The organism is Cupriavidus sp. BIS7, assembly GCF_000292345.1.
In the GTDB taxonomy this organism is placed as follows: Bacteria; Pseudomonadota; Gammaproteobacteria; order Burkholderiales; family Burkholderiaceae; genus Cupriavidus.
On record NZ_ALOU01000019.1, the window covers coordinates 37,835 to 56,794 of the forward strand.

Here is an 18,960-nt window from a genome sequence, read left to right on the forward strand (position 1 = left end):
CAGGACGGTGCGGGCCGGGCTTATTCTTCGACAGCGGTGCCGACGATGTTGTAGCCGCCGTCGACGTAGGTGATTTCACCGGTCACGCCGCTGGCCAGATCCGACAGCAGGAAGGCGGCGACGTTGCCGACTTCCTCGATCGTCACATTGCGGCGCATCGGGGCCACGTCCTCGAAGTGCTTGAGCAGCTTGCCGAAGTCCTTGATGCCCGACGCGGCCAGCGTCTTGATCGGGCCGGCCGAAATGCCGTTGGCGCGCATGCCGCGCGGGCCGACGGCGGAGGCCAGGTAGCGCACGCTGGCTTCCAGCGACGCCTTGGCCAGGCCCATCGTGTTGTAGTTCGGTACCACGCGCTCGGCGCCCAGGTAGGTCAGCGTCAGCAGCGATGCCTTGTCGTTCAGCAGCGGCAGCGCGGCCTTGGCCAGCGCGGGGAAGCTGTAGGCCGAGATGTCATGGGCGATGCGGAAGCCTTCGCGCGACAGCCCATCGAGGAAGTCTCCGGCGATGGCCTCACGCGGGGCAAAGCCGATCGAATGCACCAGACCGTCGAATTTGTCCCAGCGCTGGCCCAGCGCGGCGAACGTGGCGGCGATCTGTTCATCGCTGCTCACGTCGCATTCGTAGATCATGTCGGAGCCGAATTCCTTGGCGAAGTCCGTGATGCGGTCCTTGAAACGTTCGCCGACATAGGTGAATGCCAGTTCTGCGCCTTCGCGCTTGCATGCTGCTGCGATGCCGTATGCAATCGAACGGTTCGAAAGCAAGCCGGTGATCAGGATCCGCTTACCTGCCAGAAATCCCATAAATTCTCCAAGTGATGTGAGGACGGGCGTGTTCATGCGTGGGCACATGGCCGGTGCATGACGGGTAAAGTTCCCCGCTTTTTGTTGCGCCGCGTAGAGGGAATGTCCGGATGGCTGGGGGCTACCCGAACGCATGTAAAATTGTCGCACAACTTCGCCCGGCCACAAGCCGCCGGGATGTCCTGGGCTATGTGGAGGTCTGCAACCGGATGCTGATTCACGCACGTTGGCCGCTTCGGGCGGCCGGGCAGTGCTTCCGTCGACGCGTGGTGGTGCAATGGGGCGTGGCACTGTCTATCGTGCTGGCTTCGGGTTTTCCCGCATCCGCGTTCGCTGCCCATGGTTTTGCGCTCCACGGCGACCTCAAGTATGCGCCGGACTTCAAGCATTTCGATTACGTCAATGCCGATGCGCCTCAGGGCGGCACGCTGACGCTGGCCAACCCCGACCGCCGCACCAGCTTCGACAAGTTCAATCCGTTCACGCTCAAGGGCACTTCCGCACCGGGGCTCAATGCCCTGATGTTCGAATCGCTGCTGATCAGCAGTGCGGACGAGACCGCCAGCGCCTATGGCCTGCTGGCCGACGATGTGACCGTGGCACCCGACGAACTGTCGGTGACCTTCCATATCCGCCGCGAAGCGCGCTTCGTCAATGGCGACCCCGTGCTGGCATCGGACGTCAAATACTCGTACGACATGCTGATGGGCAAGTTCGCTAGCCCGGGCTATCGCAGCATGTGCACCGATGTGAAGGCCGTGGTGGTGACCGGCGAACGCACGGTGCGCTTTGACTTCAAGCAACGTAACGCCGAATTGCCGCTGATCGTCGGCTCGCTCCCCGTGTTCTCGAAGAAATGGACGGCCAAGGTGCCGTTCGACAAGCTGACGTTCGAGGAACCGATCACGAGCGGCCCGTACAAGATCGAGCGGTACGATGCCGGGCGCGGCATCATATTCCAGCGAGATCCGAAGTACTGGGGCAAGGATCTGGCCGTGCGGCGCGGGACATTCAATTTCGACCGCGTGGTCTACCGCCTCTACAAGGACGAGACCGCCAAGCTCGAGGCATTCAAGGCCGGTGAATTCGACGCCATCGTCGAATATCGGTCGAAGAACTGGGCCAAGAGCTACGTTGGCACGCGTTTCCGCGAGGGCGAGCTGATCAAGACCGAGTTCCCGCACCGCAATGGCGCCGGTATGCAGGGCTTCGTCATGAACATGCGCAAGCCGATCTTCCAGGACGTGCGCGTGCGCCAGGCGCTGATCCTGGCGCTCGACTTCGAATGGCTGAACCGGCAATTGTTCTATGGGGCCTACAAGCGGCTCGATAGCTGGTTCTCAAACAGCGAACTGGCCGCCAGCTCGACCTTCGACGGCAGGCCGGGCCCGCGTGAGCTGCAACTGCTGGATCCGCTGCGTGCCGAATTGCCAGCCGAGGTGTTTGGCACGGACGTCGTGCAGCCGACCACGAATCCGCCGCGCTCGCTGCGCGACAACCTGCGCGATGCGCGCCGCCTGCTGGCGCAGGCGGGCTGGACATATGAAGATGGCGCCCTGCGCAACTCCAAGGGCGATCCGCTGGTGTTCGAGTTCCTCGACGACGGCGGCGCGATGAGCCGCGTCATCACCGCATATATCCACAATCTGGAGAAGCTTGGCATCGAAGTGCGGCAGCGCACCACGGACTTCGCGCTGTACCAGAAGCGGCTCGAGGATTTCGATTTCGACATGGTGTCGATCCGCTTCCCGGATTCGCAAAGTCCGGGCAACGAACTGCGCGACCGCTTCTCGGCCGAAGCGGCGGGTACGCCAGGTTCGGACAATCTTTTCGGACTTAAGTCGCCCGCCGTCGACAAACTCGTTGATGCGCTTCTGCATGCGCGGTCGCAAGAGGAACTGGTCACGGCCGGCCGTGCGCTCGACCGTGTGCTGATGCATGGGTACTACATCGTGCCAAACTGGTACAGTGCATTCCATCGTGTGGCGTATCGCAAGGAGATGGCGTACCCGACGCGTCTGCCGTACTACTACACGGCGGAGGGCTGGATCCTCTCCAACTGGTGGCGTAATGACCTGACGCCGAAAACCCAGTAATCCCGAACCCGGACGGCCATGCTTGCCTACCTGTTGAAGCGCATCCTGCTGATGATCCCGACGCTGATCGGTGTCATCACGCTTACGTTCGTCGTGATCCAGTTCGTGCCCGGCGGCCCGGTCGAGCAGATGATGCTCGAGATGAAAGGGCGGGGCGGCGGCGGAGAGGCCAGCGGCGGCGGCGCCGAGTATCGCGGCCGGCGCGGCGTTGACCCCGACAAGATCAAGGAGATCCAGGCGCTGTACGGGTTCGACAAACCGCCGCTCGAGCGCTATTTCCTGATGCTCAAGCGCTTCGCCCGGTTCGACCTTGGCCAGAGCTACTTTCAGCACCGCAGTGTCTGGGAGCTGGTCAAGTCGAAAATGCCAGTCTCGATCAGCCTGGGGCTCTGGACGTTTTTCCTGACTTATCTGATATCGGTGCCGCTCGGCATTTCCAAGGCGATCCGGGCGGGCAGCCGGTTTGACGTAATCAGCAGCATGATTGTGCTGGTGGGCTATGCGATCCCGGGCTTCGTGCTCGGGGTGCTGCTGCTGGTGCTGTTTGGCGGCGGGACGTTCGTACAGTGGTTCCCGCTGCGCGGCCTGACCTCCGACAACTGGGACCAGTTGTCCATCATGGGCAAGGTCATGGACTACCTGTGGCACCTGGTGCTGCCGATCACCGCATCGGTGGTGGGCAGCTTTGCGGTCGTCACGATGCTGACCAAGAACGCGTTCCTCGAGGAAATCCGCAAACAGTATGTGCTGACGGCGCGCGCCAAGGGCCTGGCCGAGCGCCGCGTGCTGTGGAAGCACGTATTCCGCAACGCGCTGATTCCGCTGGTGACGGGGTTCCCGGCGGCCTTCATCGGCGCCTTCTTCACGGGCTCGCTGCTGATCGAGACATTGTTCTCGCTCGACGGACTGGGCCTGCTGTCCTATGAGGCCGTGCTGCGGCGCGACTACCCCGTGGTGCTCGGCACGCTATACCTGTTCACGCTGATTGGTCTTGTGACGCGCCTGATTTCGGATATTTGCTACGTGATGGTCGATCCCCGCATCCACTTCGAGGGGATGCATCGATGAGCATCTTCAATCGTGCCCCGATCCAGAACGGGCTGCCGCATTCGCTCTCGCCGCGCCAGCGCGCCTGGCAGCGCTTCCGTCACAACCGGCTCGGCTACTGGAGCCTGATCCTGTTCGTGGCCCTGTTCGTGTTGAGCCTGTGTGCCGAGGTGCTGTCGAGCGACCGGCCACTGATGGTGCGCTACAAGGGCGACTATTACTTCCCGATCGTCAAGGTCTACCCGGAAACCACGTTCGACGGCGATTTCCCGACGCGCACCGACTACCTGGATCCGTACATCCTTGACCGGATCACGACGCATGGCAATTTCGCCGTTTTCCCGCCGAACCGCTATTCGTACGATTCGCTCAACTACTTCGCCAAGGAGCCCAATCCGGCGCCGCCGTCGGCCGAGAACTGGCTTGGCACCGATGACCGTGGCCGCGACGTTCTCGCGCGTCTGCTGTACGGCTTCCGTGTTTCGGTGCTGTTCGGCCTGGCGCTCACGGTCATCGGCGTCCTGATCGGTACGCTGACCGGCGCGCTGATGGGATTCTTCGGTGGCCGGTTCGACCTGATGTCGCAGCGGGCGATCGAGATATGGGGGTCGATGCCCGAACTCTATCTACTGATCATATTTGCATCGATTTTCGAGCCGAGCCTGACGCTGCTGATCATCCTGCTGTCGCTGTTCGGCTGGATGGGGCTGTCCGATTACGTGCGCGCGGAGTTCTACCGCAATCGCTCGCTTGATTACGTCAAGTCTGCCCGCGCGCTGGGCCTGTCGAACGTGCAGATCATGTGGCGGCATATCCTGCCGAACAGCCTCACGCCTGTGATCACGTTCCTGCCGTTCCGCATGAGCGCGGCCATCCTGGCGCTGACCAGCCTGGACTTCCTCGGCCTTGGGGTTCCGCCGACCACGCCAAGCCTTGGTGAATTGCTGGCGCAGGGCAAGGCCAACCTCGACGCCTGGTGGATTTCCCTGTCGACGTTTGCGGTGCTCGTCATCACGTTGCTGTTGCTGACGTTCATGGGCGATGCGTTGCGCGATGCGTTCGATACGCGGATGGGGCTGGCGCAAATGCGCGGCCGCGTGGCGCCGAAGGTGCCGGCGCGCGGCGCGGCAACGGAGGCCGTGCAATGAGCCTCGCGATGACCTTTACGGAGCCGGTGGCGGCACCAATGCCGGGTACCAAGTTGATGTGCGTGGACCGGCTGTCGGTCACGTTCGGCGAGGGCGAGCATGCCACGCGCGCGGTGCGCGATGTGAGCTTCGATCTGCGCGCCGGCGAGCGCTTCGCGCTGGTGGGCGAGTCGGGGTCGGGCAAGACCGTGACGGCGCTTGCCATGCTGCGGCTGGTCGACGATGCGCAATACCAGGGCGCAATCCGCTTCGAGGGCGAAGATCTGCTGCAGGTGTCCGACCGCGAGATGCGCCGCATCCGTGGCTCCGAGATCGCCATGATCTTTCAGGAGCCAATGACGGCACTCAATCCGCTCTACACGATCGGCAACCAGATCGTCGAAACACTGGCGCTGCACGAGGGGCTGGACCGGCGCGCCGCGCGCGACCGCGCCATCGCATTGCTGGAACGCACCGGCATCACGGACGCAGCCAACCGTTTCAACAGTTTCCCGCACCAGTTGTCGGGCGGGCAGCGCCAGCGGGCGATGATCGCCATGGCACTGGCCTGCCGGCCCAAGCTGCTACTGGCCGACGAGCCGACCACTGCGCTGGACGTGACCATCCGCGCGCAGATTCTTGATCTGCTCCGTGACCTGCAGGCCGAGTTCGGCATGGCGGTGATGCTGATCACGCACGACCTGAACATGGTGCGGGCATTTGCCCAGCGCGTCGGCGTGATGGAGAAGGGAGTCCTGGTGGAATCCGGCGAGACTGCCGAAGTCTTTGCCAATCCGCACCACCCCTACACGCGCAAGCTGATCGACAGTCGACCCAGGCGCGAGGTGCTGCCGCTCGTGCCATTGGCGCCGGTGCTGCTGGAGACGGAAGCGCTGTGCGTCAACTATATGAAGAAGCGCTCAGGGATGGCGGGCTGGTTCCTCAAGGAACCGTTCCGGGCCGTCAAGGACGTGAATCTGCAACTGCGCGAGGGCGAGACGGTCGGCATCGTCGGGGAATCGGGCTCAGGCAAGACGACACTCGCGCATTCCGTGCTCGCGCTCCAGCGCAAGAGCGGGGGAACGATCCAGTTCCTCGGCCGCAGTTTCGACACCTGCACGAGCAAGGAGCGCAGTGCGCTGCGCTCGCGCATGCAGGTGGTGTTCCAGGATCCGTTCGGCTCGCTGTCGCCTCGCATGACGATCGAGCAGATCGTGGGGGAGGGGCTTGCACTCCATCAGCCCGGGCTGTCCCCGGAGTCCATGCGCGAACGTCTGATCGAGGCGCTGCGCGAGGTCGGGCTCGACCGCACGGCGCTGGGTCGCTATCCGCACGAGTTCTCAGGCGGTCAGCGGCAGCGCATTGCCATTGCGCGGGTGTTGATCCTGAAACCGCAGGTACTGGTGCTCGATGAGCCGACTTCAGCACTCGATGTGTCGATCCAGCAGCAGGTGCTGGCACTGTTGTCGCAGCTCCAGCACAAGTACAACCTCAGCTACCTCTTTATCAGTCACGACCTGGCCGTGATTCGCGCCATGGCGCACCGGGTCATCGTGATGAAGAACGGTGAGGTGGTGGAGTCGGGTGAAACCGAAACGGTGCTCGGCGCACCGCAACATCCGTATACGCGCAAGCTGATGGCGGCAGCCCAGCTTGGAGCAGCTTGAATGATGTGCGTTGCAGCATGCTTTGACACGGCTGCGTAACACGCACCGTTTATACGAAGATCAAGAATCTAGATGCGTTTTTTACGCTAGTTCGTTGATTTGCTAGCGATTTGCGGGAAATTTGTAACCATCTTTGACACGTCAAGGGTGGCTCCTTTAAGATCGCGCGATAAGTTTTTTCGGGGGTGGTTCGTCCGTCGCGTAGGTCTTGGGGAAGACCGTCAGTGCACGCGGCTGGTGCGGGACTGGAGTCAATTCGCTGGCGTACTTCTTGCGTACGATCCACCCTGATGTTTTTCACGCTGTCCGGTGTTGTCTGTTTACCGGTCAGATTAGTCCGATCATCAGGAGAACCAATGCAGCGAACGGTACTTCATTCCCTGGCGCACGCCGCCGTTGGAATTGCCATTGCCTGCGGTGCGACTGTGTCGAATGGAGTGCTGGCGGATACGGTGTTCAAGGACCCCGACGCCCGGATCGAAGCCCGTGCCGATGCCACGGACGCCCATCCGGAAGGCAAGCGTGGCTTGCTGTCGTCGGTGATGAACTCCACCAGCAATGTCGCCACGAAAGCTGGCGACCTGGTCATGAACGCGCTGGGCCTGATTGGCGTGCGTTATCGCTTCGGCGGTAACAGCCCCGAATCGGGTCTGGACTGCAGCGGCTTCGTTCGCTACGTGTTCAACGACACCTTCGGCTTCATGTTGCCGCGCCGCTCCGTGGAAATGAGCCAGGTTGGCACCACCGTTGCGGTGAATGACCTGCGCCCCGGCGATCTCGTGTTTTTCAACACGATGCGCCACACGTTCTCGCACGTCGGTATCTATATTGGCGACAACAAGTTCGTGCACGCCCCGTCCACCGGCAGCAAGATCCGTGTCGACGACATGCGTGCGTCGTACTGGGTGACGCGTTACAACGGCGCCCGCCGTATTGACGACTCCGCCCGTGGCTCCGTCGACAATACGAGCAACATGATCGAGACGCTCAAGCGCTTCGATCCGAATGCCCAGGGACGCTCGCTGTACGGCGGCTGATTCCGGCCCGAAGCCAAACAAAAAAGGACTGCCCAGGCAGTCCTTTTTTGTTGCGTGCGACGTAATTGTATTAAGACAAGTACCCCACTAAAGGGTGACACGATTTGTCATCCGACCTGACAATTTCTGTCAGGCAGTTTGGGCCATGCTGACAATTATTGCGTGGCGACGGCGCCGGTCGTCGCCGGGCGACTGCGGGCGGCGGCCAGTTTTTCTCTCAGCGCTGGCAGTACCGCCGCTGTGGCCTGTTCGCCGGCCAGGATCGCCCGGTTACGCGAAGTGAAGTCGCTGCCACCCATGTCCGGCAGGTCCGGCCGGATCACGACGTCGGCGCGCGAGAGCGCTATCTTGTTGATCGACTGACCCATGATGGCGGTGGTCTGCAGCAGGACGCCGCTCTGGCCGCCGTTTTTCTGACTTGCCGGATCGGCGGAAATATTCACCGCGATCACGAAATCGGCACCCATCTCACGCGCGGAATCCACCGGCACGGGTTCCACCAAACCGCCGTCGACGTAGTCATGCCCGCCAATCGAAACGGGCTGGAATACGCCCGGCACGCTGCTCGATGCGCGCACGGCCTGGCCCGTATTGCCACGGCGGAAAAGGATCCGGTCGCCAGACTTGAGATCCGTGGCAACGATGCCCAGCGGCAATTTCATGGCCTCGATCGGACGATTCTTGACCAGGCGATTGACGTAGTTCTGCAGCGCCTCGCCCTTGAGCCAACCACCGAAGCGCGTGCCAAAGGGCAGGGCCCAGTCGGCGATGGTGGCCTCGTCCATTGTCAACGCGAGCTTGTTCAGCGTGAACCCGTCCATGCCCGATGCGTAGAGCGCTGCCACAACGGAGCCCGCGCTGGTACCCGTGACGATGTCAGGATGGATGCCCTGGGCCTCGAGCGCCTTGATCACGCCGATATGGGCAAAGCCGCGCGCCGCGCCGCCGCCAAGCGCCAGGCCAATACGGATCGGCCGGGGTGTGGCGGGTGGCACGGTGGCGGTCGTGCTGGTGTTTGTCGCGTCCGGCCTGGGGCCGAATGAGCAGGCAGCCAGCAGCATTGCTGCTGACGCGCCCAGGAAATTTCGTCGTTGCATCGAGGAATTGGGACCTTGCAGATTGTGATGCCGTGGGCATCACCGGGCCGGTAGTATCGCGTATAGCCCTGTGTCAGACCGGTGGCAGCATAAATGATTCCACGTCGGGATCGTATCAGCCAGCGCGTATAATGCAGCATTCCCTGACAGTCGGCCTGCGCGCATCCGTGCGCGGGCCTTTTTGTTTCTCCTGACCATGACACAACGCGTCCGCACCCGCTTCGCACCGAGTCCGACCGGCTTTATTCACCTCGGCAACATTCGCTCGGCGTTCTATCCGTGGGCCTTTGCCCGCCGCATGAAGGGCGACTTCATTCTGCGCATCGAGGATACCGACGTTGAACGCTCGACCGATGTCGCGGTCGACGTGATCCTGGAAAGCATGGCCTGGCTCGATCTGGATATCGATGAAGGTCCGTTCTACCAGATGCAGCGCATGGACCGGTATCGCGAAGTCGTTCAGCAGATGCTGGACAGCGGACTGGCCTATCACTGCTACATGAGCACGGAAGAGCTCGATGCCCTGCGCGAGGCGCAGCGCGTGGCCGGCGAAAAGCCGCGCTACAACGGCTTCTGGCGTCCGGAGCCGGGCAAGGTGCTGCCGGAGCCGCCGGCCGGTGTGCAGCCAGTGGTGCGCTTCAAGAACCCGATCGGTGGCAGCGTGGTCTGGGATGACGCCGTGAAGGGCCGTATCGAGATTTCGAATGACGAACTCGATGACCTGGTCATCGCGCGTCCGGACGGCACGCCGACGTATAACTTCTGCGTGGTGGTGGACGATCTCGACATGAAGATCACCCACGTGATTCGTGGCGATGACCACGTCAACAACACGCCGCGGCAGATCAATATCATCCGCGCGCTGGGCAGCGAGGTGCCTGTCTACGCCCATCTTCCTACCGTGCTGAACGAGCAGGGCGAAAAGATGAGCAAGCGCCATGGCGCGCTGCCCGTGACCGGTTATCGCGATGAAGGCTATCTGCCGGAAGCGGTGCTGAACTACCTGGCGCGTCTGGGCTGGGCGCACGGCGACGCCGAGATTTTCTCGCGCGAGCAGTTCATCGAGTGGTTCGACCTGGAGCACCTGGGCAAGTCCCCGGCGCAGTACAACCCGGAAAAGCTGGCCTGGCTCAACAATCACTACATCAAGGTGGGCGACAACGCGCGCCTGGCCGAACTGACGCGCCCGTTCATCGAGGCGCTGGGCGGCAAGGTGGAGGGTGCAAACCTGGCCGACGTGATCGCGCTGGTCAAGGATCGTGCGCACACGCTCAAGGAAGTGGCGCAGACCGCGATCCTGTTCTATCGCGGCGAGCCGCAGGCCGATGCGGCGCTGAAGACCGAGCATCTGACCGACGAGATTCGGCCGGCGTTGCAGGCCCTGGCCACGCAATTGGCCGCGCTGCCCGAATGGAAGCGCGAGGCGATCGGTGCTGCGTTCAAGGCAGTACTGGCTGAGTTCGGCCTGAAGATGCCGAAGCTGGCGATGCCGGTCCGCCTGCTGGTGGCGGGTCAGCTGCAGACGCCGGGCATCGACGCGGTGCTGGAACTGTTCGGTCGCGACACGGTGCTGCGCCGCCTGTCCGCTGCGTAAAAAACTGCTGAAAAAGTCTCGGCTGGGGCTTGCGCTCTGGCCGAGACTTCAGCATAATCTCGTTCTCCCTGCTGCACGACGCAAGTCAAGCGGATCGGTTGAAAAACTGAAAAAAGGGACTTGCAAAACGGTGTGAGTGCTTTATAATCGCCGCTTCGCCAGAAACGCAGTAAATCTGGTGGGCAAGTAGTGGTAAATGGCAGTAACGGCAGTAACGGCAGTAACTATGGGGCTATAGCTCAGCTGGGAGAGCGCTTGCATGGCATGCAAGAGGTCAGCGGTTCGATCCCGCTTAGCTCCACCAAGTTTCTGTCCCCTTCGTCTAGAGGCCTAGGACATCACCCTTTCACGGTGAGTACAGGGGTTCGAATCCCCTAGGGGACGCCAAATATTGGACGTAATCAGACGTCCAGTTGGCTGTCCGGAGCGAAGCTCCGAGCAGCAACCGACAAAGGAGCGGTAGTTCAGTCGGTTAGAATACCGGCCTGTCACGCCGGGGGTCGCGGGTTCGAGTCCCGTCCGCTCCGCCAGACTGAGCCCGCTTGGGTGAAACCAAGCGGGTTTTTATTTGGGTGAGAGGTGATTATTTGATAATCACTTTTCGATTTACCCGAGGCTAAGTTTGTCAGTCTCGAAAAATCAAAATATAATCGCGGCTTCGCAAGAAACTACGATTTTTGCAGGACCAGGAATTACGGGGCTATAGCTCAGCTGGGAGAGCGCTTGCATGGCATGCAAGAGGTCAGCGGTTCGATCCCGCTTAGCTCCACCAGGATTTGCAAAGCACTTGAAGTAGTAGTAAAAAAGGTGCTTGAAGTTGTGAAAGTTCTGCTAGAATGGCGGACTTCGCAGCAGCAGACGGAAAACGTTGCTTGCAACAGATTTCTGTCCCCTTCGTCTAGAGGCCTAGGACATCACCCTTTCACGGTGAGTACAGGGGTTCGAATCCCCTAGGGGACGCCAAAACAGCCGGGCGTAATCAGACGCCCAGCAGTCGTCGGAGTTATCTCCGGTCGACAGCCGACAACGGAGCGGTAGTTCAGTCGGTTAGAATACCGGCCTGTCACGCCGGGGGTCGCGGGTTCGAGTCCCGTCCGCTCCGCCAATATTGAAAATGCCCGCGCAAGCGGGCATTTTTTCGTCCATACGGAGCGGAGAGGGTCGCCTGCGCGGCCGGCGGGTTGAACTGGTCAACCCGCTCTTCAGTCCACGCGACTCACCTTCATGAAATATCGAACCAGCAACGTGCCTGCAATTGCCAGGCTGATGCTGTTGGCCAGCCAGAAGCCTGAAGCGCCGCGCGTGAAGGCCGGCAGGGCGTCGATCAGTCCGAAGCCCATCACGTACCCGCCACCAAGCCCCACGCCCCAGAGCGACGCTGCATAGATCAGCGTCGGGATCAGCGCGATCTTGTATGCGCGCAGGATAAATGCGCTCATGACCTGCACGGCGTCAAACGCCTGATAGAACGCCACAAACAGCATCAGCGGCAGCGCCTTGGCCACCACCTCGGGATCCTTGGCATAGGCATGCAACAGCGGTTCGCGCAGCAACCAGAGCAGGGTGCCGGTCAGTAGTGCCAGGCTCGCCCCGAAGCGGATGCCGCGCCAGGCAATGCGCCGTGCGGCGGCCATGTCGCGTGCCCCGATCGACTGGGCGACCAGTGTGGAGGTGGCAATCGATAGCGATAGCGGCAGCATGTAAGCCACGGCGCTGAGGTTGGCGATGATCTGGTGCCCGGCCAGGGTGTCCGTGCCCAGGCGCGTGATGAAGATCGACATCAGTGTGAATGAAGTGATCTCGATCAGGTATGTGAGCCCCATCGGGACGCCAAGTCGCAGCAACGGGCGAATCCGGTCCCAGTGCGGCCATTCCCAGCGCGTGAAGATCTCCAACTGCCGATAGGCCACGCCGCGGCACAGGATCAGCAGGCCAGACAGGCACCAGGCCCAGCTGATCAGTGTCGATGCCAGCGCGCAGCCCGGGCCGCCCATCGGCGCCACGCCCAGGCCGCCATCGATGAACCATGCATTGAGGGGTACCTTGAGTGCGAGCCCGCCAATTTGCAACACCGTCACCATGATCGGGCGCGATAGCGCGTTATTCAGCGCCATGTAGATGCGGAAGCCCAGCGCTGCCGGCAGGCCGAACGCCACGATATGGAGATAGTGCGAGGCCTTGTCGACCAGTTCAGGCGGTGCCTTGGCGAATTCGAGCAGCGGCGTGGGAAACAGCAGCAGCAACATGCCCGGGATCGCCAGCGCCACGCCGAGCCACGCGGCCTGGCGTACCTCGACGCCGATCTCGGCGGAGCGTCCGGCCCCATGGAGTTGTCCGGCGATTGGAGCAAGCGCCTGCAGCACCCCCATCAGGCTCACGTAGACCGTCACGTATATCGATCCGCCCAGCCCTACGGCGGCCAGGTCCGTCGCCGATGCTCGGCCAGCCATGATGGTGTCGATAACACCGAAGGCGATGACGGCCAGTTGTCCCACCAGGACGGGGGCGGCCAGATGGGTGATGCGACGAATATCCTGCAGGGCGCTGCTCATCGTTCTAATGGATTGGGGGCGCCAGGCTGGAACCGTGTGCGTCACCGCCTGGATGGGCTCAGGCGGCTGGCGCTCAGGGCTGGCGCGGCAGGCGATGCGGCTGTGTCTGACGCGGCGCGGTTACACGCGACATATCGACAAGCCGATACATGCGGAAGCGTTCGTCGCGGTCTGCCGGACGACGGCCTTCCCAGATCAGGCGCCATTCGAAATGGGAAATGCTGCTCGGTGCGCCGTAGTCGACGGCATCGTGCCGCAGCAGCACGTCGCAGCCGTCCTCGGGGCCGCCGAAACGGATGTGGCCGAAGTACGCAAACGACGAAAGCTGGGCATCGCCCATGCGGATCGGCTGCACGCACGTGTACGTCGATGGCAGGGCCAGCGCGGCAGCCTGCGCCACGTCGCGATACGTCTTGCCATAGTTGATCGACGGCAGCCACAGCGTCATCGCCATGACCCACATCAGCGTGGTGCCCGCTGCCGAGATGACCACCGGGCGCCAGATCTGCTTCGGCGCGCGCGACAGGCGCCAGCGCACGATCAGCACCCAGGCGACTGTCACGGCCAGAGCGATAACCACAGCGCTGATCGTGAACGTGTGCTGGAATCCCGGCAACTGGCGGAATACGTTGTTGGCGACGCGCGGCGGCCAGCCCGTGGTCTTGGCGATCCAGAGGAACCAGATCGTGCCGCCCAGAATCGTGAAGAAAAGCAGCGAAAACCAGTCGATCGCATTGATCGCTGCACGCGGCAGAGTGGGTAGTGCGAAGGCGGCCAGAACGGCCATCGGCGGCAGCAACAGGATGAACTGCACGTCGCCCGGGCTGCGCAGCAGGACCAGCAGCAGGAACAGTACGGCCACGATCGACAGCGGCAGTGCCACGTGGGGTGCCTGACGCATGCCGCGCCAGGACAGCCACGCGAAGGCGGCGATCGGCCATACGGGCCAGGAGAACAGGAAGAAATTGCGCGCGATGAAGCCGGCGGTGAACAGCGTGGGCGGACCGTAGGTGCGGCGGTCGTAGCGGGCCCATTCACGGATGTACGTGACGGCGTCGTCGGTTGTGGTCGCGCCGAAGTACACGGCGGCCATCCACACCACGATGATGGCGACGGCAATCGGCAGCCCGATTCCAATCAGCCGCTTCAGCGGCAGTGGCTTGCAGAACGTACCGGCCGCGATTGTGGCGGCAAGCAGCGACGCCGCCAGGATCGGGCCGCTGGCCAGGCACAGTGCGCCCAGGCCCACGCCAAACCAGAGGCTGCCCTGCACGGGTTTGTCCAGGCTGCGGACCAGGCCGTAGAGCATGAAGGCAATCAGGCACACCTGTCCGACCTGCGCGGTGGTTTCATGGCCGCGCAACGCCAAGCCGACGCAGGCCAGGAAGATCAGCAGCGCGCCATCCGCGAGTGTCCGCCCGTAGGAGCGGGCATCGGGCTGTCCGCCGAAAGCGAATGCGAACGGTTGAACCTCGTCACGCCGGCCCAGCAAATAGGTGGAATACCAGATCAGCGCGCAGGTGGCGAAGTAGAACAGCGCCGTGGCAAGCCGTGCGGCATCCGGGGCGCCAAGCCAGCCGCCGAACAGCCGGATCATCCCGCCGCCCACCCAGAATGCCAGCGGGCCGTCATCGCTGAACGGCCGGCCGACGATGTTCGGCATCAGCCAGTCCTGCAGGTTGCCCGTACCAAGCTGCCACATCACGCCGAAGCCTGCGGCATCCTCGTTCTTCCATGGGTCACGGCCGAACAGGCCAGCCAGTCCATAGATGATGCAGATCGCCAGCAGCAGGGCGCGCGGCAGGGCGCCGGTGGCAGCGGCAGTCAGATGGACGGGAGAGGTCTTGGCTTGGCTCATCGGCAGATGGAAAGGCTGTGACCCAGGCGTATCAAGGTTGCCATTGTGGGCCACAAATGCAAAGAGGCAGCCGATGCTGCCTCTTTGTCAGGTCGCGCACAGCGGGAGCATCTGTCCTCGTTGTGCGGCACGCGCTTGCAATAAGCGGGGCGATTACTTCTTGGCGGCGCCCAGCTTGCTGCCGAACTTCTGGCGGAACTTCTCGACGCGGCCGGCCGTGTCCATGATCTTCTGGGTGCCGGTGTAGAACGGGTGCGATTCCGACGACACTTCGATCTTGGCCAGCGGGTAGGTCTTGCCTTCGTGTTCGATCGTGTCCTTGGTCTGGATCGTCGAGCGGGTCACGAACTTGAAGTCGTTCGACACGTCGTGGAACAGGACTTCGCGGTAATTCGGGTGAATGCCTTCTTTCATGGTGCTTCCTTTCTGGTTGGGTAGCCAGTCCGCTCTATGTCTGCGTGCCGCAGCTTCAAATGCTTGCGGCGAGCGAACCACTTGCCGGTAACGGGCAAACCGGGATTATGGCAGAGAAATTGGCCACCAGGCAACTGGCGAAGCAAATTTGCTGCAGCGCGACGCATGGTGCCTCAGGCGACCTTTGCGGCACGTTCGGCCGGGTCTTGCCGATAGAACTGCGCGAGGGCAGCGTAAAGCGTTGGCCAGTGCCGTTGCAGGCCCGTCGGCTCCACAAAAAATGTCTCGGACGCCACTGCGAAGAACTCGCTTGGCGCCTCGCAGCCGTAGGGGTCGATCACCTGCAACCGGGGCGGCAGGCGTTCCGGGTGCTCCCAGGCATGATCGGAAATGGCATCGCAAGCTTCGGCGAAGGCATCGTATTCGGTCAGGAAGGTCTCGGCCCACTGTTCGGGGTCGATTCCCGGGTGCAGCACGCGCGAGAACGGCGGTACGCCATCGGCCTCGCCATCGAGCATGTCTAGCTTGTGGGCGAATTCGTGGATGACCACGTTGTAGGTGTCCGCGGGCAGCGAGTGGTCGGCGGGGAGCCCCGCACCGGGTGTTGCCACGTCCTGCCATGACAGGATCACCGGCCCATGCTCCCACGCTTCGCCGCTGGCTTCTTCCTCGACGCCGTGTACAAGTCCGATGTCTTCGAAGCCGATATCCTCCTGCACGGTCTTGCGAATCACGAACTCGCCCGGGTACAGCACGATGCCATGCCACCCGCGATACCACTCGATGCCGAGCTTCAGGATCGGCACGCAAGCCTGCACCGCCACGCTGACCACCATCTCGTCGGTCAGCTCCATGTCGTGCGCGGTCGAGTATTCCTTGTTGGCGATGAACAGCGTGGCAAGCTCGCGCAATGCCGCGAGATCGGCCTCGCCATAGCGCTGGATGAAGGGCAGGGCGGCCACGGTATGCGTCCAGAGCTCGTCGGGAATCGCATAGTGGGCAAGCTTGCGCTCCTTCGAGCGGGCGCGCAGGAAGCTGGTCAGTTTTCCGAACATGGTTCTCGCAGGGCGGAAACAAAAATGGCGCACCCAAGGGTACGCCATTTTTGCCGGAGATGGGCTGCGGGAGTGTTAGCCGCCGCGACGCATCAGGTCGAAGAATTCCGCGTTGTTCTTCGTCGGCTTCATCTTGTCGAGGATGAATTCCATCGCCTGGACTTCATCCATGTCCGAGATGAACTTGCGCAGGATCCAGACCTTCTGGAGGATGTCCGGCTTGATCAGCAGCTCTTCGCGGCGTGTGCCCGACTTGTTCAGGTTGATGGCCGGATAGACGCGCTTCTCGGCCAGACGGCGCTCAAGGTGCACTTCCATGTTGCCGGTGCCCTTGAACTCTTCGTAGATCACGTCGTCCATGCGGCTGCCCGTTTCGATCAGCGCCGTGGCGATGATGGTCAGCGAGCCGCCTTCTTCCAGGTTACGCGCGGCGCCGAAGAAGCGCTTCGGGCGCTGCAGGGCGTTGGCGTCCACACCGCCGGTCAGCACCTTGCCCGATGCCGGAACCACGGTGTTGTAGGCGCGCGCCAGACGTGTGATCGAGTCCAGCAGGATCACCACGTCGCGCTTCAGCTCCACCAGGCGCTTGGCTTTCTCGATGACCATTTCGGCCACCTGTACGTGACGGATCGCGGGTTCGTCGAACGTCGACGCCACCACTTCGCCGCGCACCGAGCGCTGCATCTCGGTCACTTCTTCCGGACGTTCGTCGATCAGCAGCACGAACAGGTCGGCTTCCGGATGATTGTTGGCGATCGCGTGGGCGATGTGCTGCAGCATCACGGTCTTGCCGGACTTCGGCGAGGCCACCAGCAGGGCACGCTGGCCGCGCCCGATCGGCGCGATGATGTCGATGATGCGGCCGGTGATGTTTTCCTCGGCGCGGATGTCGCGTTCGAGCGAGAGCGGCCGGTTCGGGTGCAGCGGCGTCAGGTTCTCGAACATGATGCGGTTCTTCACCGCTTCGGGCGGCTGCCCGTTGACCTTGTCCACCTTCACCAGCGCGAAGTAGCGCTCACCGTCCTTCGGCGTGCGCACTTCACCTTCGATCGAGTCGCCGGTATGCAGGTTGAAGCGGCGGATTTGCGAGGGGCTGATGTAGATGTCGTCCGTGCTGGCCAGGTACGAGGTTTCCGGCGAGCGCAGGAAACCAAAGCCATCGGGCAGAACTTCCAGCGTGCCGTCTCCATAGATGGTTTCGCCCATCTTGGCGCGCTTCTTGAGGATCGCAAACATCAGTTCCTGTTTGCGCATCCGTTGTGCATTGTCGATCTCGAGCGTTGCCGCCATTTCGAGAAGCGCAGACACGTGAAGCGATTTGAGTTCTGTCAGGTGCATAGACAAGGGGTACAGAAGGGCCCGGACGGGCAAGACCTAGGAGAAGGGGGAGGAATGAGCGAACGCTCGGGGAGTTGTTGGCTGGCATCTTAGCACAATCCGGCCGGCGCGCCAGAGCTGGCGCACGCGTGACCGGATTGTGCGTTGCCGGAGCCGTTGGGTTCCGGCGGGGCGGTCAGCTTACAGCTGGCTGTCCAGGAAGGCGGTCAGCTGCGACTTCGACAGCGCGCCAACCTTCTGCGCGGCTACCTGGCCGTTCTTGAACAGGATCAGCGTCGGGATGCCGCGGATGCCGAACTTGGCCGGCACTTGCTGGTTCTCGTCGACGTTGATCTTGGCGATCTGGACCTTGTCGCCGTAGTCCTTGGCAACCTCGTCCAGGATCGGGGCAATCATCTTGCAGGGGCCGCACCACTCGGCCCAGAAGTCGAGCAGGACGGGCTTGTCGGACTTGAGCACGTCGGCATCGAACGAAGCGTCGCTCACATATTTGATTTGTTCGCTCATGGCGGGGAACCTCAGGTATCGCTCAGTTTATGTTGAAGGCGGACAACGGCTGTCGGCGCGAACCGCTACCTTACACGACATCACGCGGACTCGCCGAATGACAGCGCGCGGCAGCACGCACCGCCAATGACGCCGATATGTTACCAGCTTGGCGAAAATCAAGTCCCCCGCCAAACCGGGGCCGCCCGGCCGGCCCAAATGGGCCACGGGGATATTCTGCCGTGCCGTACGTCGATTTGCCGATGATAGTGTCAATCGCGCCAAGAGATTTACTCAATCGGCCTCACTCATTTGAGTTAATTGGCCGTGTCAGGCGGGATTGCCCGGGGGTTTGCCGCGGCTGGGCATGACCTAGAATGCACTTTGTGAGTCCGCTCGTTCTGACGAGCGGGTTGCACGCGTAGAATTGAAACGTGCGCACATCACGCACATACCCATCGACAAGGCCATCGATCATGACGCCAGATTCCCGCAAGCCCACCCCGCCCGAAGACGCCCAGACGCCGGACGCGGATCACCTGAGCGACGCGCTGGAACACCTCAGCAGTGCCGTCGAGTCCGAAAGCATCGCCACTGGCGCCGCCAAGGGGCTGATCTATAGCGTAATGGAAACGCTTGGCACACTGATCGGCGATCCCGACCTGCCCGAGCATGCGCGCTCGGGCTATGAAGGGCTGCTGGAAACCGCGCGCAAACTGCGTGTGCGGCTGGAGGGTGGTGCGGCCGGAGACGACCACTGATTGTGATGTTCGCGCCGAGGGCCCCGGG

General features: G+C 62.3%; 15 protein-coding genes and 6 tRNA genes. 13 read left to right on the plus strand and 8 right to left on the minus strand.

Features of this window, described 5'->3' with window-relative positions:
* Positions 1-20: 20 nt before the first annotated feature.
* Positions 21-803, minus strand: a complete 783-nt coding sequence (gene fabI / locus B552_RS0106655) for an enoyl-ACP reductase FabI (protein ID WP_019448229.1) — start codon at positions 801-803, stop codon at positions 21-23.
* A gap of 209 nt (positions 804-1,012) precedes the next feature.
* On the opposite strand from fabI, the gene B552_RS0106660 reads away from it, so the two are divergent.
* The 5 genes from B552_RS0106660 (at position 1,013) to B552_RS0106680 (ending at position 7,777) form a co-directional block, all read left to right on the plus strand.
* Positions 1,013-2,899, plus strand: coding sequence for an extracellular solute-binding protein (locus tag B552_RS0106660; RefSeq protein WP_019448230.1), 1,887 nt, complete (start codon positions 1,013-1,015; stop codon positions 2,897-2,899).
* 18 nt (positions 2,900-2,917) lie between these two features.
* Entirely contained in the window at positions 2,918-3,967 is a 1,050-nt protein-coding gene (yejB, locus tag B552_RS0106665; protein ID WP_019448231.1) for a microcin C ABC transporter permease YejB, read from the plus strand.
* Positions 3,964-5,094 (plus strand): ABC transporter permease, encoded by a 1,131-nt coding sequence (locus B552_RS0106670; RefSeq protein WP_019448232.1) that lies wholly within the window; start codon positions 3,964-3,966, stop codon positions 5,092-5,094. Before yejB ends, B552_RS0106670 begins: the two co-directional genes overlap by 4 nt.
* On the plus strand, positions 5,091-6,740 hold the full coding sequence (locus B552_RS0106675) for a dipeptide ABC transporter ATP-binding protein (protein WP_019448233.1): 1,650 nt from the start codon (positions 5,091-5,093) through the stop codon (positions 6,738-6,740). The genes B552_RS0106670 and B552_RS0106675 overlap by 4 nt, the downstream gene beginning before the upstream one ends.
* Before the next feature lie 356 nt (positions 6,741-7,096).
* Positions 7,097-7,777 (plus strand): C40 family peptidase, encoded by a 681-nt coding sequence (locus tag B552_RS0106680; protein ID WP_019448234.1) that lies wholly within the window; start codon positions 7,097-7,099, stop codon positions 7,775-7,777.
* A gap of 155 nt (positions 7,778-7,932) precedes the next feature.
* On the opposite strand, the gene B552_RS0106685 is transcribed toward B552_RS0106680, so the two are convergent.
* Positions 7,933-8,874, minus strand: a complete 942-nt coding sequence (locus B552_RS0106685; protein WP_026035394.1) for a patatin-like phospholipase family protein — start codon at positions 8,872-8,874, stop codon at positions 7,933-7,935.
* Between the two features lie 196 nt (positions 8,875-9,070).
* Between B552_RS0106685 and gltX the strand changes: the two genes are divergently transcribed.
* The 7 genes from gltX (at position 9,071) to B552_RS0106720 (ending at position 11,573) form a co-directional block, all read left to right on the plus strand.
* The gene (gene gltX, locus B552_RS0106690; RefSeq protein ID WP_019448236.1) at positions 9,071-10,468 is read left to right on the plus strand and encodes a glutamate--tRNA ligase; all 1,398 of its coding nucleotides are present in this window, start codon (positions 9,071-9,073) and stop codon (positions 10,466-10,468) included.
* Positions 10,469-10,696: 228 nt separating this feature from the next.
* Positions 10,697-10,772: transfer RNA gene (locus B552_RS0106695), tRNA-Ala, on the plus strand.
* Between the two features lie 7 nt (positions 10,773-10,779).
* Positions 10,780-10,855: transfer RNA gene (locus B552_RS0106700), tRNA-Glu, on the plus strand.
* Between the two features lie 66 nt (positions 10,856-10,921).
* A tRNA-Asp gene (locus tag B552_RS0106705) sits at positions 10,922-10,998 on the plus strand.
* Between the two features lie 166 nt (positions 10,999-11,164).
* A tRNA-Ala gene (locus tag B552_RS0106710) sits at positions 11,165-11,240 on the plus strand.
* 115 nt (positions 11,241-11,355) lie between these two features.
* Positions 11,356-11,431, plus strand: a tRNA-Glu gene (locus tag B552_RS0106715).
* 65 nt (positions 11,432-11,496) lie between these two features.
* Positions 11,497-11,573: transfer RNA gene (locus B552_RS0106720), tRNA-Asp, on the plus strand.
* Between the two features lie 97 nt (positions 11,574-11,670).
* Here B552_RS0106720 and B552_RS0106725 read toward each other — a convergent pair.
* The 6 genes from B552_RS0106725 to trxA form a co-directional block, all read right to left on the minus strand.
* Positions 11,671-13,020, minus strand: a complete 1,350-nt coding sequence (locus B552_RS0106725; protein WP_019448237.1) for an MATE family efflux transporter — start codon at positions 13,018-13,020, stop codon at positions 11,671-11,673.
* A gap of 73 nt (positions 13,021-13,093) precedes the next feature.
* Positions 13,094-14,878 carry a UDP phosphate-alpha-4-amino-4-deoxy-L-arabinose arabinosyl transferase gene (locus tag B552_RS0106730; RefSeq protein WP_019448238.1) on the minus strand — a complete coding sequence of 595 codons (1,785 nt, stop codon included), beginning with the start codon at positions 14,876-14,878 and terminating at the stop codon, positions 13,094-13,096.
* A gap of 153 nt (positions 14,879-15,031) precedes the next feature.
* Positions 15,032-15,292, minus strand: coding sequence for a type B 50S ribosomal protein L31 (locus B552_RS0106735; RefSeq protein WP_008647952.1), 261 nt, complete (start codon positions 15,290-15,292; stop codon positions 15,032-15,034).
* Between the two features lie 173 nt (positions 15,293-15,465).
* The gene (locus B552_RS0106740; RefSeq protein ID WP_019448239.1) at positions 15,466-16,347 is read right to left on the minus strand and encodes a M90 family metallopeptidase; all 882 of its coding nucleotides are present in this window, start codon (positions 16,345-16,347) and stop codon (positions 15,466-15,468) included.
* A 75-nt stretch (positions 16,348-16,422) separates the two neighbouring features.
* The gene (gene rho, locus B552_RS0106745) at positions 16,423-17,685 is read right to left on the minus strand and encodes a transcription termination factor Rho (RefSeq protein ID WP_026035395.1); all 1,263 of its coding nucleotides are present in this window, start codon (positions 17,683-17,685) and stop codon (positions 16,423-16,425) included.
* A 180-nt stretch (positions 17,686-17,865) separates the two neighbouring features.
* On the minus strand, positions 17,866-18,192 hold the full coding sequence (gene trxA / locus B552_RS0106750) for a thioredoxin TrxA (protein ID WP_019448241.1): 327 nt from the start codon (positions 18,190-18,192) through the stop codon (positions 17,866-17,868).
* A gap of 455 nt (positions 18,193-18,647) precedes the next feature.
* On the opposite strand from trxA, the gene B552_RS0106755 reads away from it, so the two are divergent.
* Entirely contained in the window at positions 18,648-18,932 is a 285-nt protein-coding gene (locus B552_RS0106755; protein ID WP_019448242.1) for a hypothetical protein, read from the plus strand.
* Positions 18,933-18,960: the final 28 nt, after the last annotated feature.